The following is a 14,842-nucleotide window of genomic DNA, read 5'->3' on the forward strand; positions in this document are numbered from 1 at the left end:
GGTCTACTCTCCGCCGGGTCCGGACAGGACGCAGAACTCGTTCCCCTCCGGATCGGCAAGGACCGTCCAGGACGCGTCTGCCGGCTGGCCGATGTCGATCCGGCGCGCGCCCAGCCCGAGGAGCCGCTCCACCTCCGCAGCCGGGGAGCCATCGGCCCGCAGGTCCAAGTGGAGGCGGTTCTTTCCGGTCTTCGGCTCGGGCACCGCAACGACGTCGATGCCCGGCTCCCGGCCGTCCGCGGAGGCGATGCTGATGATGCCCTCGTCCTCCCCGGTCACCTGCCAGCCGAGAGCCGCCGTCCAGAAGGCGGCGACGGCCCGCGGATCGGCGGCGTCAATAGCGACGACGGCGATGCGGCTTGCCATCCTCAGGATTCCGGCGCGCCGATATTGACCAGCCAGCTCACCCCGAACCTGTCGCTACACATGCCGAAGCTGTCGCCCCAGGGTGCCCGTTCGAGCGGCAGCGTCACCGTGCCGCCGTCGATGAGCTTGTCCCAGTACCCGCGCAGTTCGGCCTCGTCGGCGCCGCTCAGCGAGACCGAGTAATTGGTGCCCACGGTGTAATCCATGCTGTTCGGAGTGTCGGCCCCCATCAGCACCAAGCCGCCCTCGGTCTCAAGCATTCCGTGCATGATCTTGTCCTGCTCCGCCGGGTCCTCGCTGGCCTGGAAGTCGCCGAAGGTGCTCAGGGTGAGCTCACCGCCGAAGACCGAATGGTAGAACTCCATCGCCTCCCTGGCCGTATCGCGGAACCCAAGATATGGGTTAAGGCGTGTGGTCATCGCGCTTCCTCCTCAAGGTCGGTGCTGCTCGGCGGTGCTGCTTGGCGGTTCGAAGCGGTGTGCTGCTCCGTGGTACAGCACCGATTATGGGCCCCGGGACGGCGGTGCGGTAGGTCGGAAGGAGATTTCCGCGGGCCCCTGCCTGGCGGCGGGACCCGGCGGACGCGGGTGCCTAGGAGCCGGACAGTGCGGCGCGGTGCCGGGCCTGCAGCTCGTCCTGGGCGGCCTGCGACCGCTCCCGGCGCCTCCGGGTGGGCCAGGTGAGCACCAGGGTCAGCAGCGTCGCCGCGAGCACGAGGAAGCCCACGGTGGCGGCCGCGTCGGTCCAGAACTGCTCGGGGAAGAGCCGGATCAGGGTGTCGTCCACCCGGAAGGTCCAGGTACCGTCGGCGAAGAACACCGCGTGGACCGAGGTGAAGAAGACCTCCCAGGCCAGTACCGCCGACACGGCAAGGACCACGATGAGGACCAGGGTCAGCACGGCGCCCGAGAACAGCGCCCTGCGGATTCCACCCTTGTACCGGCGGGCAAGGTAGGCACAGGCCGCGATTGCGATCAGCAGCAGCACGAACGCGGCGGCGAAGGACAGCTGGAGTACGGCTTTCACGTCCGCCATGTGGCTGACCTCGCTGTCGAGGAACAACTGCTGGCCGCCGGGGTTGACCAGCCCGCCCAGGTAGCGGGCAGGAGCGAAGTTGAGGACGTAGTCGAGCGCGTAGGACCCATAGGTCAGGCGGTCCTGGGTGGAGAACCCGAACTCGTCGGCGGGAAAGCCCGGGCGGTGGTATTCGACCCAGAGGAAGAAGGAGGAGGTGACGGCCCGGACCGCGCCGGCCAGCACCACGATCGGGAAGATCACGGCGACAACCACCTGCAGGAACCGTGCGAGGGCTGGCTTGGCGGCCACGGCGTGTTCCCGTTCGAGGGCGCGCCGCCGGACTTCCTGCTCGGACGGGCGCAGCAGCAGTGCCCCGGTGTCGGAATCCGGTTCGTTCTCCGGCTCCCGGCGCGCATCATTCCCCCCACGCGGGGTCCGTGCCCCTCCGGCCTCCCCCGCGGAGGCACCGGCGGCGGAGGCACCGACGGCGGAGGCCCCGACGGCGGAGGAACCGGCGGCGGTGGCCCCAACGGCGGAGGCGGTGGCAGCGGAGGCCTCGGCTGAGGTCCCGGTGGTGGGGGTGCCGGCTGACGTGTCCGCGCCGGTCCATCCCAACGCCGTTTCCTGCCGCGGGGCATCGCTGACCGGCAGCGCGGCGGTGGCTGGTTCAGGGTCCGTCGCTGGTTCAGTGTCCCTGACTGGTTCAGTGTCCCTGACTGGTTCAGTGTCCCTGACTGGTTCAGTGTCCCTGACTGGTTCAGTGTCCCTGACTGGTTCAGTGTCCCTGACTGGTTCAGTGTCCCTGACTGGTTCAGACCCTTCGAGGCCGGACTCCGGTGCCGGCGGCGCCGGTTCACGCACCGACGTCGACCCCGTAGGCTCCGATGCGTGCCCGGGCGTTCCGGCTCCCCCGGTCGACGCCGCCGGGGAGCCGTGCCACTCGCTGTCGGATGCCCCCGCGGGGACATACCTGGACACATCGGGCATGGTGCTTGCCCTGCGCATGGGCAGCGAGTTGCGCTGGGCGATGGGAGCCGGGGCGGACTCCGGGGCGCGCCCCTGGTGGTCCTGCTCGGTGCCGGTTCCGTCGGTCTCAGCCACTGGGATGTCTCCTTGTTTTGCCTCACTCCGCCGCGTCGCGGCTTTCCCCTTCGAGACTACCGGGCCGCACCCCCGTGCACCCGGAAGGGAAGCCCCGCACGGCGTTCCTTACGCCGTGCGCGCCGCCCCTCCCCGGTCAAGGGCTGCAAGATCTCCGCTGGCCCCGGCCCGGACGGCGCGCCGGCCGAGGATCAGGGCGTACGCCCAGTACGCGGCGAGGACGAGGAGACCGATCCCCAGCCGCGCCCAGTGCGGCAGCCCGCTGGGAGTGACGAAGCCTTCGACGAGGCCCGAGACGAACAGGACGAGGACGAGTCCGAGGGCGACCGTGATCAGGGACCGCCCCTCCTCGGACAGCGCGGCCACCCGGGTCCGCCGTCCCGGCGACACCCAGGCCCAGAAGATCCTCAGGCCCGCAGCCGTGGCGATGAAGATGGCCGTCACCTCCATGAGCCCGTGGGGAAGGATGTAGAGGAAGAACACGTCGAGCTTGTCGAAGGCGGCCATCATCCCGCCGACCAGACCGACGGACTGAGCGTTCTGGTACAGGATGATCGGTGGCCAGATCCCGGTGACCCCGAAGGCGACCGCCTGGAGGGCGATCCAGGCGTTGTTGGTCCACACCAGGCCGGCGAAGGACGCCGCCGGGTTCTCCGAGTAGTAGTCGATGAAGTCCTCCTCGACGAACCGGCGCAGGTCCTCGTCCGTACCGAGGGCCGCGATCACCCCCGGCGTGTTCACCACCCACGCCCCGTACGCCCAGGCGACGGCGGTGAACAGCACCCCCACGACGACGGTGAGCCAGCGCACCCGGTAGAACGCGGCGGGGAGCGAGACGACGAAGAACAGCGCGACATCTTCGAGGAAGTGGGAGCGGGCGCCGCTGAAGCGGGTCCGCGCCCGCGACAGGCGCATCGACAGGGCGCCCGACAGTTCACCTTCGGGGGCGATGGAACGGATCATCGACAGGTGGGTCGACACGCGCTGATACAGCACCAGCAGCTCGTCCGCCTCCGCGCCGGTGAGGCGGCGGCGCCGCACCAGTTCATCGAGCCGCTCCCAGTCGGGGCGGTGCACTGCACTGAAGGCGTCGACGTCCATGCAGCCCACCATATAGCGCGGGGTGGAGGATAGGGTGGAGCCCGGACAGCCGGGAACGCGAAGGGGGAACGTCAGTGGATTCAGTGGTGACCGGCGAGGCCGTGGTCCTCGAACTGCGCTCGGCCGGGTTCGCGGCCCGCGCCCTCAGCTCGATCATCGACTTCGTCGCCCAGATCGTGGTGTTCCTCGGAATTATCTTCCTGGTGGGGAGCACCCTCGACGGGATCCTGGATCCGGCACTGACCCGGGCCCTGACGCTGGTGCTGGTCATCCTGGTGTTCCTGATCCTGCCGGTCACTATCGAGACCCTCACCCGCGGCAAGTCCCTGGGCCGGGTGATGCTCGGGCTGCGGATCGTTCGCGACGACGGCGGCGCCATCCGGTTCCGGCACGCGTTCATCCGCGGCATGCTCGCGGTGCTTGAGATCTACCTGCTGGTCGGCTCGCTCGCCTTCGTCGTGGCGCTGTTCAACGAACGCTCGAAGCGGCTCGGGGACCTGCTGGCCGGGACGTACGCTCTGCGTGAGCGGGTGGTCGTGAAGCCCCGAGCTGTCCCGGAGGTGCCGCACCACCTCCAGGTCTGGGCGTCGACCGCGGATATCGGGCGGCTTCCCGATCCGCTGGCCCGCCGGGTCTCCCAGTTCCTGGCGCAGGCACCTCGCCTCACCCCGCAGTCAAGGGCGGCCCTCGCCGTCGAGCTGGCCCGTGAGGTCGGCGCCGCCGTCGCGCCGGCCCCGCCGCGGGGCACCCATCCGGAGGACTTCCTGGCCGCGGTGGCCGCCACCCGCCGCGGGCGGGACTATTCCCGCATGCTCCGGCAGAAGGAGGCCGTCGGTTCGACGGCTGAACGGCTGCACCGGCTTCCCTTCAGCCGGTAGCCGACCGGCGCGGCGGGCCGGAGGGGCGGACAGGCGCTACTGCCGGGTCCCGTTCACGTAGTCCTCCCAGGACAGGTTCCAGTCACCGAAACCGTCGTGGACGTACATCGGGCCGTAGTTGGTGTTGAGGATCTGCACCACGTCGCCGGGGCCGAAGTTGTCGTAGAAGTACTTCGCCCCTTCCGGGGACATTCCAACGCAGCCATGGGAGACGTTGAGCGAGCCGAGGGCCACCTGAGCGGCGGGCAGCGCCTCGTGGACGAAGGCCCCGCCGTTGCTCAGCCGGCTGGCGTGCTTGACCACCGTCGGCGGGTAGTAGGCTTCGTCGCCGGGCTTGAGCCCGATGGACTCCGCCGTGAACTTCGTCGACTCGTACTTCTCCATCACCACGTGGTAGCCCACGGTGGAGGGCCATTCCGGGGTGCCGAGGGTGACCGGGAAGGTGCGCTGCAGCTTGCCGCCGATATAGATGTTCATGGTCTTGGTCTTGTCATCGACGACCGCGAGGCGGGTGTCGTGGGTCTTCACGGTGAACGTCCGGTCGAAGTTTCCGATCATGGCGTTGCCGAAGTCGACACCGAACAGTTTCATGTCCACCGTGATGGTGCTGTTGGGTGCCCAGAACTCCTGGGGCCGGTAGCGCACCTTGGTGTCGGTAAGCCAGTAGAACGCGCCGGGCTGCCCGCTGGTGCTCGTGACCTTGATGGCCTTCTCGACGGCGTCCTTGTTGACCACCGGCTCGCTGAAGTTGATCTCCAGGGGCTGGCCGGTGCCCACGGTAGTCCCGTCGAGTGGGTACAGGGCGGCGTCGGCCTCGTTGGCCGGTTCGACGGTGGAGAACCGCTGCTCGCGCGTCGTCGTGCCTCCGGAGGCGTCGCTCACCGTGTAGGTGAACGCGTACTGGGTGTTGAACGCCAGCCGCTCCCCCGCGGTCCACTTCGTGCCGTCCGCCGAGAGGGTCCCGCTGACCGGGGCACCGCCGGTGACCGGTTCCAGGGTGACGTCGGAGATTCTGCCGTTTTGTGCGCGGACCTCAGCCACGGTCACCGGATTGACGGCAGCGGCGCCGTCGGCCGGAACCGCGTTCACCGTGACGTCCCGCGCCGGGGGCGCGGTGGTCGGTGCGGGCGCGGCCGGGGTGGAGCTCGGTCCGGCCGGCGCGGACGGGCCAGGACCGGCCTCGCTGGGGGAACCGTCCCAGGGCGAGGCGACCGCCAGTCCGATCCCCCCGCCGGCGACGAGGAGGCCGGCGACGGCGATCGCCACGGCCTTCCCTGCGCGCCGGCCCGATCCGCCCTGCCCAGCTGACTGCGTCATACGCCCAACCCGTTCCTTAAAGAATGCTGCCGAAGTGCGATTTTACGTGCCGGGACCCACCGCGCCGCGCAGGAACGGTTACGAACCGCCAACGATCGGCGTGCCGGCAGCCTCAGTACCGGTACTGGTCGGTCTTGTACGGGCCCGCTGCGTCGAGGTCGAGGTATTCGGCCTGGGCCTTCGTCAGCTCGGTCAGTTCGACGCCGAGCGCGCCAAGGTGCAGCCGGGCGACCTTCTCGTCGAGGATCTTCGGCAGCACGTAGACCTGCTTGTCGTAGGCTGGCACGCCCGCGGCGTCCTCGCGCCCCACCTTGGTGAACAGTTCGATCTGCGCGATGGTCTGGTTGGCGAAGGAGTTGCTCATGACGAACGACGGATGGCCGGTGGCGTTGCCGAGGTTCAGCAGGCGCCCCTCGGAGAGCATAATGATCGAGTGCGCCCCGGTGCCCGCGGCGGCGTCCTCCGGGAAGACCCACTCGTGGACCTGGGGCTTGATCTCGATCCGGGTGATCCCGGGAACCTTCGCGAGTCCGGCGATGTCGATCTCGTTGTCGAAGTGGCCGATGTTCCCGACGATGGCCTGGTGCTTCATGCCCGCCATGTGGGAGGCCATGATGACATCCTTATTGCCGGTGGTGGTGATGAAGATGTCACCGGAGGCCAGCACCGATTCGAGCCGGGCCACCTGGTAGCCGTCCATGGCGGCCTGCAGCGCGCAGATCGGGTCGATCTCGGTGACGATCACGCGCGCACCCTGGCCGCGCAGGGCCTCGGCCGCGCCCTTGCCGACGTCGCCGTATCCGCACACGACGGCGACCTTGCCGCCGATGAGCACGTCGGTGGCGCGGTTGAGGCCGTCGGGCAGCGAGTGCCGGATGCCGTACTTGTTGTCGAACTTCGACTTCGTCACCGAGTCGTTGACGTTGATCGCCGGGAACAGCAGCTTGCCCTGCGCCGCCAGCTGGTACAGGCGGTGCACTCCGGTCGTCGTCTCTTCGGTGACGCCCTGAATGCCGGCGGCGATCGCCGTCCACTTACCGGGCTCGGTGTCGATGGTGCTGCGCAGCACGTCGAGGAACACGGTGTACTCGTGGGAGTAGTCGACGTCGTTTTCGGCCGGGTTCGCCGGGACGGCCCCGGCAGCCTCGAACTCGGCGCCCTTGTGCACGAGCATGGTGGCGTCGCCGCCGTCATCGAGGATCATGTTGGGCCCGAGGCCCTCGGCCGAGCCGGGCCAGGTGAGGATCTGGGCCGCGGTCCACCAGTATTCCTCGAGCGTCTCGTTCTTCCAGGCGAACACGGGCACGCCGGCCGGCTCGTTCACGCTTCCGGACCCCACGACGACGGCGGCCGCCGCCTCGTCCTGGGTGGAGAAGATGTTGCAGGAGGCCCAGCGCACCTCGGCGCCGAGCGCCGTGAGGGTCTCGATGAGGACGGCGGTCTGCACGGTCATGTGCAGGGATCCGGCGATGCGGGCGCCCTTCAGCGGCTGCGAATCGGCGTACTCGCGGCGCAGCGCCATCAGCCCGGGCATCTCGTGTTCGGCCAGGCGGATCTGGTGCCGGCCGGCCTCGGCGAGGGAGATGTCGGCGATCTTGTAATCGAAGGTCATGGGATTCCTCATCGTGTGCCGGGATGGGCGGCATCGGATGCCGCTGAATGTGCTTCGGAGGCAAGGAGCACCGGGATGCCCTCCTCAAGGCGGTAGGTGCGCCGGAGCCCGTCGGGGCCGGACCCAGCGGAGACCAGGACGCCGTCCTGCTCCACCAGGGCGGCTCCGGTGACCGGGCAGCGCAGCACCTCGAGCAGCTGCTTGGACAGATGTGCCATGGGATGGAGCTTTCTGGAGAGGGGGTGGAGGCCTTCCTCCAGCCTACCGCCGGGCCGGTGGAGGCGGGAAACCCGGGGGTGCGCCTATTCCTTGAGGATGCGCAGGTGCCCGCGGCGCGGTCCGGCGCCTTCGGCGGGCGGCTCGATGGGGGTCCTGCTCGAGCGCTGGGAGACCTGCCCGGACTCAGGGGCGCGGTCGACGCCGGCCTCGCGGACAGCATCGGCCAGGGCGAGCAGGTCGTCGGGGTTCGGCCCGGGGGGCGTCGAGGGAAGCATCAGGTGGACCACTTCCCAGCCGCGGGGCACCGTCAGGGTTTCGGCGTGCTGGGCGCACAGGTCGTAGCAGTGCGGCTCCGCGTAGGTCGCCAGCGGCCCGAGCACGGCCGTCGAGTCGGCATAGACGTAGGTGAGCGTGGCGAAGGCAGGGCGCTGGCACGCGGAACGAGAGCATGAACGGAGGGATCCCACGATCGGCAAGCCTACCCGCTGCCCGGTACAAACTCCGGGAGCACCGCCGCGGCGGGCAGCCCGATGGATGCATCGAGAGTGCGATGGGCATACAGTTCTACCATGCGGGATGCTTCAACATTTTCGGTTAACCTCTCCGGCGCCGAGGCGGCGGGGCCCCGTGGGGGCCGTTCCTATTTCGAGCGCCGCAGGAACCGGCGGGGCAGGGGCCTTCGGGGTGACCTGATCGGGTCGCATCTCCCGGGCTTCCGGACGCGGGCGGAGCGGTTCGACGACTGGGTGATGGAATCGGCCCAGCGCCTTGAGCGGCTCTGGGGCGAGCGGATCCAGGACCTTCAGATCATCGTCCAGGAGATCCCCGACGGGCTCGAGGACCTGACCCGGGAGAAGATACGGGACCTGCTCGGCTCCGCGACCCCGGCCGCCCCCGGTCGTCCGGCGGCAATCACCGTGTACCGCCACCCGGTGGAGATGGCGGCCAAGGGCGTGATGCCGGTCAACGAACTGGTGCACGATGTCGTCGTCGAGCAGGCCGCTGAGCTGCTCGGCATGGCGCCGGAGGCCGTTGACCCGGCCTACGGGCGCTCCCAGGCCTGACCGGCCGCACTTTCCCGCGCCGGCTGCCGGCTGCCGCTGCGTCGGGGCTCAGTAGCCGAGGATGACCGGGATGCTCTCGCGTCCCGTGGCTCCGGGTGGCACGGCACTCACCGCGATGCCGGCGGCACCGGAGAGGGTGTTGACCTGCGCGCCGTACACGGGATCCCCCGTGGCGCTGATGACCGCCGCGGCGGCGCCCACCATCAGTTCCGAGGCAGGCACGGCCACCGAGGTGCCGCCGGCGAGGTTGAAGATTTTCGGGGTGCCCAGGGTCCCGTCGGCCCGGATACCGGTCACGCTCACCTCCGAGCGGCCGGACGGCGAACCGAAGACCAGCGAGGCGTCAGTGCCGTCGGCGAAGACGACACTCGAATCTCCGCCGATCCGCGCCGCGGCAACGGCAAGGCCCTGATCGACGGGTTTGCCCGGGCCTGTCCCCCTGCTGACCCGCACGGCCGCCGAGACCGGAACATCGGCGCTGACGGCGACGGTGTAGTTCCCCTCGGGCAGCTCATCGAGCGGCAGCGTCGTCAACGCTCCCGCCCGGGCCGTGACGACGCCGCCGTCGTCGAGGGCCCGCTCTCCGTCGGGGCCGAGGACCACCACATCGAGGACGGCGTCGCTGGTTCCCGGCACCAGCACCTGCAGGGCCGGGGCGGCCCCCTCGTACCCCTCCTGCTCCCGGATGCGCCGGGCGGTGGCGGCGTCCTGGATGAACACACCGGGAAGGACCTGGGTGTCCGCGGGACCGGCGGTCGGTGTCAGCAGTTCCACCCCGCCGGGGGTGAGCCCCCGCAGCTCGCTCTGCTGGATATAGGCGGTGATCCGGCCGCCTGTACTGCGCACCCGCACCGCGAGCTGCTCCTGGTCGGCCGCGAGCCCGCCGAGGACAAGCTGGCGGGTCTGGCCGGGCGGCACGAGCAGCCCGGTGCCGCCGGCGGCCTTCAACGGCCCCTCGGCGCCGGTCAGTTCGAGGTCGACGGTCGCCGGGGTCGAGGTGGGGTTGGACAGGAGGAGCACCGAGGTTGAGCCGACGGTGGTGTCGGCCCCGAGGATCCACAGGTCATTCGAGGGCGCCTGGCAGGGGGCGGCGGCGAGCCCGCGCAGGTCGCCGTCCCTGGCGGTGTAGCTGAACATGGCGCCGGCCACCGGAGTCTGCGCGCCGAGCGGTTCGGCCCGGAACACCGAGGTATCCTGGACGGCCGTACCGCCGGCCACTCCGGCGGTACGGCTGGTCAGCCCGGTGGAGTCGCTGCTCGCCGGAGGGGCGGCCTCCGCACCCTCCGAGGGTCCCTTCGAGAGCACCGCCAGCGGGTCCCCGCCGCCGAGGGGGGAAAGGGCGCTGCCCGGAAGAGCTCCCGAGAGGTCTCCCAGGACCATGGCACTGACGGAGGTCTTGGCCGACTTTGAGACGGGGCTGAATTCCGGGTCGATGCCTCCGGCATCGGCGCCGAGCAGCCGGGGCGGTCCTGCGCAGACCGCCGTGTAGTCTCCGGCGGGCACGGCCGTCTCTGCCAGGTCATAGCCGAGGGCGTCCGCCGCCGGCCGTGGAATCAGGGTTCCGGTGGCCAGCGCCGCCGTGGCTCCGAGCACCAGCACCGCGGCCGCGGCACCCCGCGGCCCGTGCAGGCCATGGCGGCGGGGGCTCACGGCTACCGGCGTGGCCGCCGCTGCAGAGGACGCCGGATCGGGGGCGGGATCCTGCACTGCAGCAGCGTCGGTGCCGGCCGGTTCCGATGCGCGCTGGGCGGTGCCCTCCTGGGGCACGTCCTCCCGCTTTCCTCCCGCCTGGGGGGTTTCCTCCTGCGGAAGTCCCTCCTGGAGGGCGGGCTGTCCGGGGCTCCCGCCCTCGGTGCGTCCGTTCCCGGTTCCCCTGTCGGTGGCGCCGCTCATGCTTCCGTCTTTCCAGAGTTCGATCCCACGAGACCGGGACCGGTCCCGTGCTGGCCCCTTCCGCCGTCCGCCTTCAGGGACCCCGACCCGTGCCGCATGGGCTCCTCCGGTGTGTGCCCGCTTCGGGGTGCCGTCGGAGCTGCGGGCCGCCCCCGCTCCGGACGCACCGCCGCGGGCACGCGCGCCAGCTTCAGACCGGTCGGGAGTGGAAGCGCGAGCAGCAGCGTGATGAGCAGGACCGCGCCCTGGCCGGCCTCGATCCACGGCTGCCAGGGGCTGAGGAACCTCACCTCGAGCTCACCGCCGGCAGCGGGCAGCGCGAAGGCCTGGGCCCATCCGGTCGACTGGCTGTCCAGGGCCCGCCCGTTGAGGGTGGCCTTCCAGCCCGGATCCGCCCGTTCCGCGAGCACCAGGGTGCGGCCCTCGGACCCGGACGGGATATCGGCGTCGACGCTGAGCGGGCCGGAGGGAACGAGTGCCTCGGCGCTGCCGGAGGCATCGAGGATGCGCACCCGCGCGGTCTGCGCTCCGGCGTCCTCGACGCCGGCCGATGTTGCCGGCGGCACCACCCGCCAGAGCCAGCCGGAGGGTGTATTGCCGACTGCGGCCAGCCCCGGGACGGAGTTCAGCTGCCCGGCCAGCAGTTCCGCCGCCGTTCCGCTCTGCTGGAGCACGACATAGCCGACGCCGAGGGCGCGAAGGTCCTCCCGCGGGTCGATGCCGGTTCCTCCGGTGATCACCGCGACGGTGGTCCGAAGTGCTGCCGTCGCATCGTCGTCGCCGCGCACGGCCGCCCGGCCCGGAGGCCCCTGGACGGCGCGGGCAGCGTACAGCGGGGACAGCGCATCGAGGGTGGTGCCGCCCCCGCGGACCAGGGCGGCATCGATGGCGCCCTCCTCCGTTCGTTGGAGCACCAGGGTGCGGGTGCGGTCCGGTCCGTTGCCGCGGTCGGCGGCGGTCGCCGGCAGGGTCCGGGCCGGGCTGGGTGAGACCTGAAGGTCGGCTCCGAACCGGGTGCCGGGGGCTGCCGTGCCGTCTGGAACGGTGTCCGCAGTCCTATTCCCCTCAGTCCCGTTCCCTGCAGGGGACTGCCCCCCGGAAGCGGGTGCCGCCATGCCGGAGGCCGGCGCCGCAAGCACCTGGGGAAGGGTCCACAGTCCAAGGCTGACTGCCGGACCGAGGGCCAGCATGACCGCACCCCCCGCAAGCAGCGGCCGGACCCCGCGCCGGACCGCTCCGGCGGACGACGTCCGGGCGGCGAAGCGGTCGGCGCCCAGAAGCGCGGCGGCGAGCACGGCCAGGCTGAAGGCCGAGACCAGGGGGCCGGGGAACGGCGGGATGAGGGAGGTCGGGCCCACCGCGACCGGCAGGTAGGCCGAGGCCGCGCTGCAGGCCAGCACCAGGAGGGCGACGGCCCACGCGGACAGCGCCACCGGCCGGATGCGCCCGGAGACCAGCGCACCGGCGGCGAGCAGCACGACCGGCGCTCCTACGACGAGGGCGGCGGCCAGTGCCCACGGTCCGGCGGCCGGGATGCCGGCCGGGGCGGCGAGGGCGTCAAAGGACACCGGGTAGCCGAGCACCTGCTGCCAGGGCGCGGCAGCGGAGAACTGAAGCGGCACTCCCGGGTCGCCGAGGATGCCTCGGGGCTCGAGCCCCGCGGAGATGGCGACCGGGAGGGCCAGGACGAGGGGAGGAAGCAACGACCACCAAAGGGTCCGGGCCCTCCGGCGCAGGATCAGGCATGCTGCGGCGAGGCCGAGGACGGCGGCGGGCAGCAGTGATGGCGCCGCAGAAGTGGCTGCGGCCAGGGCGAGGCCGGCCGCTGCTGCGGCGGTCCAGCTGGGCACCCCGTTCGTGCCGGGCCGCAACCGGACCTCACCCGTTGCGGACGGGACGGAGGCGGCGGCGCCGACGGCACGGACCAGGCCCAGGAGCACGAGCGGCAGCAGGAGGTGGGCAAGCAGGGCGCCGAGCCTGCCGCTGCCGAGCGCGACCTGCAGGGCCGGCACCGCAGCCCAGAAGAACGCCGCCCACAGGCGCAGCCCTGGCGAGCGGGTGAGCGCGCCCGCGGCAAACCAGGCGGCGAGCCCGGCCAGCGGCAGGGCGAGCAGGTGGAGAGTGACGAGCGCCGCATTAGGGTTTCCCAGCCCGAGCGCCGAGAGCGCCCAGAGCAGGTAGGAGAAGGGGCTGCCGTGCCCGGGCGCCCCGGAGCCCAGTGGCACCCACCAGGCCGAGGCTTTCTCCCAGATCTCCCCCGGCGTGGTCGCAAGGGGCAGCAGCGCTCCCCCAGCCAAGGACGGGGCACCGATCCAGCCGCGCAGGGCCACCAGCGAAACACCGATCAGCACGGCCGCGGCGGCAAGTGCCCCCGCCCCGACCCAGGCCCGGCCCGGCGCCGCCAGCGCCGCGAAATCGTCGTTGCTGTCACCGGCCGGGACGTCCTGCTCGGGAACGGCCCCCATGCCGCCTCCCCCGGCAACCGCCCCACGGGCGGTGAACGCCTCAAGGACGGACCGGCGGTGCGCCCAGACCTCGCGGCGCGGAGTGAGCAGCGGCCGCACGACGCCCCGTGGCAGCCGCCGGGTCCGTCGTGCGCTGCGCCGGGACCTGGCCAGGACCACCGGACGAAGCGCCGCAGCGAGGCTTGCCAGGAGCTGCCCCGTCCCGTGGGCGGGATCCTTGGCGAGCAGTCCAAGCAGCAGCCGACCGAAGCCACCGAGCACCGCGCCGACGGCGAGGAAGGGCACCTGCCACAGCGGGGCGTGCTTGAGCCGAAGGAAAACCTCAGCCCGGCGGGCGGCCCGGCTGCCGACCGGCCCGGTCCCGCGGGAGGAGGCATGGTACACCACGGCGGCCGGCACCACGACCACGCGGTGTCCGGCGAGGCGGTTGCGCCAGCAGAAGTCGATGTCGTCGCCCACGCCTGGCAGTGCCGGATCGAACCCGCCCAGGGCGTCCCAGACGTCCCTGCGGATCAGCATCCCGGCGGAGTTCACCGCGAAAATGTCGCTGCGGGCGTCGTACTGGCCCTGGTCGTGCTCGTCGACGTCGATGAGGGTGAGCCGCTCTGCCCACCGGCTGATGGAGAGCCCGACGTCGAGGAGTTCCCGCGGATTGTCCCAGTGAACCTGCTTGGTCCCGGCGACCGTCACCGAGGGTGCGCGCTCGACGGCCAGGAGCAGCTCCTCGAGCGCTGTGGGCCCGGGTGCCGAGTCGTCATGCAGCAACCAGAGCCAGTCCTGGTTCTCCGAGCCCTCGGCGGCGGCCTTCCGCGGGGAAATCTGCGCAACGGCCGTCCGGACGGCGGCACCGAATCCGGCCCGCGCCGGGGAACCCACCACCGGCGCGCCGACGGGAAGGCCGAGCTGGAGGGTCGACGCCGAGTCGTCGGTGGAACCGGTGTCAACGCCGACACAGAAGTCGACCGGGCGGGTTTGCCCGGCGAGGGCCTCGAGGGTGGTGGAAAGATAGCGGGCGCCGTTGTGGGCTACAACGACGGCCGTAACGCGGAGGTCAAGCAGAATCAGACTGCTCGCTTCCGCAACCGGCGCCGCTCGCGCTCCGAGAGTCCGCCCCAGATGCCGAAGCGCTCGTCGTTCTCAAGCGCGTACTCGAGGCATTCCGAGCGGACCATGCAGGCACCGCAGACCTTCTTGGCGTCCCGGGTGGAGCCGCCCTTCTCGGGGAAAAAGGCCTCGGGGTCGGTCTGGGCGCACAGTGCATCCGACTGCCAGCCGAGTTCGCCGTCGTCGTAACCGCCGGCCGGCGGCAGGCCGGGCCACTCGGGTGGGGCCTTCCGCTCGCCCTGGGCCGGAGCCTGCGCGCTCCAGGCCTCGTCGGAGCGGCCGGGCAGGACGAGGAGGCTGCTCGGGCCCTGCTCCACTTCCGGCAGGCCGGTCAGTGCTTCATGAGCCGCCAGGAAGGCGGTGGCCTGGTCCTCGAGGGAACTGCGCGTATCCTCGCGGTACCGCTCGGCCGCACCGGGGTCGGCGGGGTCAAGGAACCAGTCGTCGGGCACCCCCCGCGAACCGTAGCGCGCCGAAGCATGCGCTGCGATGTGGCGTTGGTCCTCGACGCGTTCTGGATTCCCCATAGTCAGCCCTTCCGGTGTCCCCGTCCCAGCCTCATCCCGGTCGACGCTCGCGCCGGGGTGCTGGAAAAAATCCGATACCTAATTACAAGGGTGTAATACACAGGAGTCAAGCGGGGGCGGCAATTTTACAGAGCAAAATTCCATTCGCGGGCGAACGCCACGCGGGAAAACCTACTCG

Annotated in this window: 13 protein-coding genes; 2 read left to right on the forward strand and 11 right to left on the reverse strand. The window is 71.0% G+C overall.

From position 1 onward, the window contains the following. Positions 1–3: 3 nt before the first annotated feature. The 4 genes from GVV86_RS08020 to GVV86_RS08035 form a co-directional block, all read right to left on the reverse strand. A complete protein-coding gene (locus GVV86_RS08020; RefSeq protein WP_159615713.1) occupies positions 4–366 on the reverse strand; it encodes a VOC family protein in 363 nt (120 codons plus the stop codon). Positions 367–368: 2 nt separating this feature from the next. Beyond that, positions 369–785, reverse strand: coding sequence for a VOC family protein (locus GVV86_RS08025; RefSeq protein ID WP_159615711.1), 417 nt, complete (start codon positions 783–785; stop codon positions 369–371). A gap of 172 nt (positions 786–957) precedes the next feature. Next, on the reverse strand, positions 958–1,998 hold the full coding sequence (locus GVV86_RS08030) for a TIGR01906 family membrane protein (RefSeq protein ID WP_246669910.1): 1,041 nt from the start codon (positions 1,996–1,998) through the stop codon (positions 958–960). A 594-nt stretch (positions 1,999–2,592) separates the two neighbouring features. Further along, positions 2,593–3,585 carry a stage II sporulation protein M gene (locus tag GVV86_RS08035; protein ID WP_159802433.1) on the reverse strand — a complete coding sequence of 331 codons (993 nt, stop codon included), beginning with the start codon at positions 3,583–3,585 and terminating at the stop codon, positions 2,593–2,595. A gap of 74 nt (positions 3,586–3,659) precedes the next feature. Here GVV86_RS08035 and GVV86_RS08040 point away from each other — a divergent pair, with 74 nt between their 5' ends. Further along, a complete protein-coding gene (locus GVV86_RS08040; RefSeq protein ID WP_159615707.1) occupies positions 3,660–4,463 on the forward strand; it encodes an RDD family protein in 804 nt (267 codons plus the stop codon). A gap of 36 nt (positions 4,464–4,499) precedes the next feature. Here the strand turns inward: GVV86_RS08040 and GVV86_RS08045 are convergent, their stop codons facing one another. The 4 genes from GVV86_RS08045 to GVV86_RS08060 form a co-directional block, all read right to left on the reverse strand. Beyond that, positions 4,500–5,780 (reverse strand): L,D-transpeptidase, encoded by a 1,281-nt coding sequence (locus GVV86_RS08045; RefSeq protein WP_159802435.1) that lies wholly within the window; start codon positions 5,778–5,780, stop codon positions 4,500–4,502. A 112-nt stretch (positions 5,781–5,892) separates the two neighbouring features. Then, on the reverse strand, positions 5,893–7,392 hold the full coding sequence (gene ahcY / locus GVV86_RS08050; RefSeq protein WP_159615703.1) for an adenosylhomocysteinase: 1,500 nt from the start codon (positions 7,390–7,392) through the stop codon (positions 5,893–5,895). Positions 7,393–7,400: 8 nt separating this feature from the next. Continuing rightward, complete coding sequence (locus GVV86_RS08055; protein WP_159615701.1) at positions 7,401–7,610, reverse strand: Trm112 family protein; 210 nt, start codon at positions 7,608–7,610, stop codon at positions 7,401–7,403. A gap of 84 nt (positions 7,611–7,694) precedes the next feature. Continuing rightward, the gene (locus GVV86_RS08060; RefSeq protein ID WP_159802437.1) at positions 7,695–8,078 is read right to left on the reverse strand and encodes a DUF3499 domain-containing protein; all 384 of its coding nucleotides are present in this window, start codon (positions 8,076–8,078) and stop codon (positions 7,695–7,697) included. Positions 8,079–8,180: 102 nt separating this feature from the next. Between GVV86_RS08060 and GVV86_RS08065 the strand changes: the two genes are divergently transcribed. After that, a complete protein-coding gene (locus tag GVV86_RS08065) occupies positions 8,181–8,675 on the forward strand; it encodes a metallopeptidase family protein (RefSeq protein WP_159615697.1) in 495 nt (164 codons plus the stop codon). 48 nt (positions 8,676–8,723) lie between these two features. On the opposite strand, the gene GVV86_RS08070 is transcribed toward GVV86_RS08065, so the two are convergent. The 3 genes from GVV86_RS08070 to GVV86_RS18610 are packed head-to-tail and all read right to left on the reverse strand — an operon-like array spanning position 8,724 to position 14,664. Further along, on the reverse strand, positions 8,724–10,568 hold the full coding sequence (locus GVV86_RS08070) for a DUF5719 family protein (RefSeq protein ID WP_159802439.1): 1,845 nt from the start codon (positions 10,566–10,568) through the stop codon (positions 8,724–8,726). After that, positions 10,565–14,098 (reverse strand): glycosyltransferase family 2 protein, encoded by a 3,534-nt coding sequence (locus GVV86_RS08075; protein WP_343206286.1) that lies wholly within the window; start codon positions 14,096–14,098, stop codon positions 10,565–10,567. The genes GVV86_RS08070 and GVV86_RS08075 overlap by 4 nt, the downstream gene beginning before the upstream one ends. Next, a complete protein-coding gene (locus GVV86_RS18610; RefSeq protein ID WP_159802441.1) occupies positions 14,095–14,664 on the reverse strand; it encodes a WhiB family transcriptional regulator in 570 nt (189 codons plus the stop codon). Before GVV86_RS18610 ends, GVV86_RS08075 begins: the two co-directional genes overlap by 4 nt. Between the last annotated feature and the right edge of the window lie 178 nt (positions 14,665–14,842).

Origin of the sequence: Arthrobacter zhaoguopingii, assembly GCF_009828595.1 — a bacterium.
Classification (GTDB): Bacteria; Actinomycetota; Actinomycetes; order Actinomycetales; family Micrococcaceae; genus Arthrobacter_D; species Arthrobacter_D zhaoguopingii.

What these genes read in the sequence shown, in the direction of transcription:
- GVV86_RS08045 (WP_159802435.1), bottom strand. Translation starts at nt 5,780, where the DNA reads ATGACGCAGTCAGCTGGGCAGGGCGGATCGGGCCGGCGCGCAGGGAAG.
- GVV86_RS08020 (WP_159615713.1), bottom strand. Translation starts at nt 366, where the DNA reads ATGGCAAGCCGCATCGCCGTCGTCGCTATTGACGCCGCCGATCCGCGG.
- ahcY (WP_159615703.1), bottom strand. Translation starts at nt 7,392, where the DNA reads ATGACCTTCGATTACAAGATCGCCGACATCTCCCTCGCCGAGGCCGGC.
- GVV86_RS08070 (WP_159802439.1), bottom strand. Translation starts at nt 10,568, where the DNA reads ATGAGCGGCGCCACCGACAGGGGAACCGGGAACGGACGCACCGAGGGC.
- GVV86_RS08055 (WP_159615701.1), bottom strand. Translation starts at nt 7,610, where the DNA reads ATGGCACATCTGTCCAAGCAGCTGCTCGAGGTGCTGCGCTGCCCGGTC.
- GVV86_RS08025 (WP_159615711.1), bottom strand. Translation starts at nt 785, where the DNA reads ATGACCACACGCCTTAACCCATATCTTGGGTTCCGCGATACGGCCAGG.
- GVV86_RS08065 (WP_159615697.1), top strand. Translation starts at nt 8,181, where the DNA reads ATGCGGGATGCTTCAACATTTTCGGTTAACCTCTCCGGCGCCGAGGCG.
- GVV86_RS18610 (WP_159802441.1), bottom strand. Translation starts at nt 14,664, where the DNA reads ATGGGGAATCCAGAACGCGTCGAGGACCAACGCCACATCGCAGCGCAT.
- GVV86_RS08035 (WP_159802433.1), bottom strand. Translation starts at nt 3,585, where the DNA reads ATGGACGTCGACGCCTTCAGTGCAGTGCACCGCCCCGACTGGGAGCGG.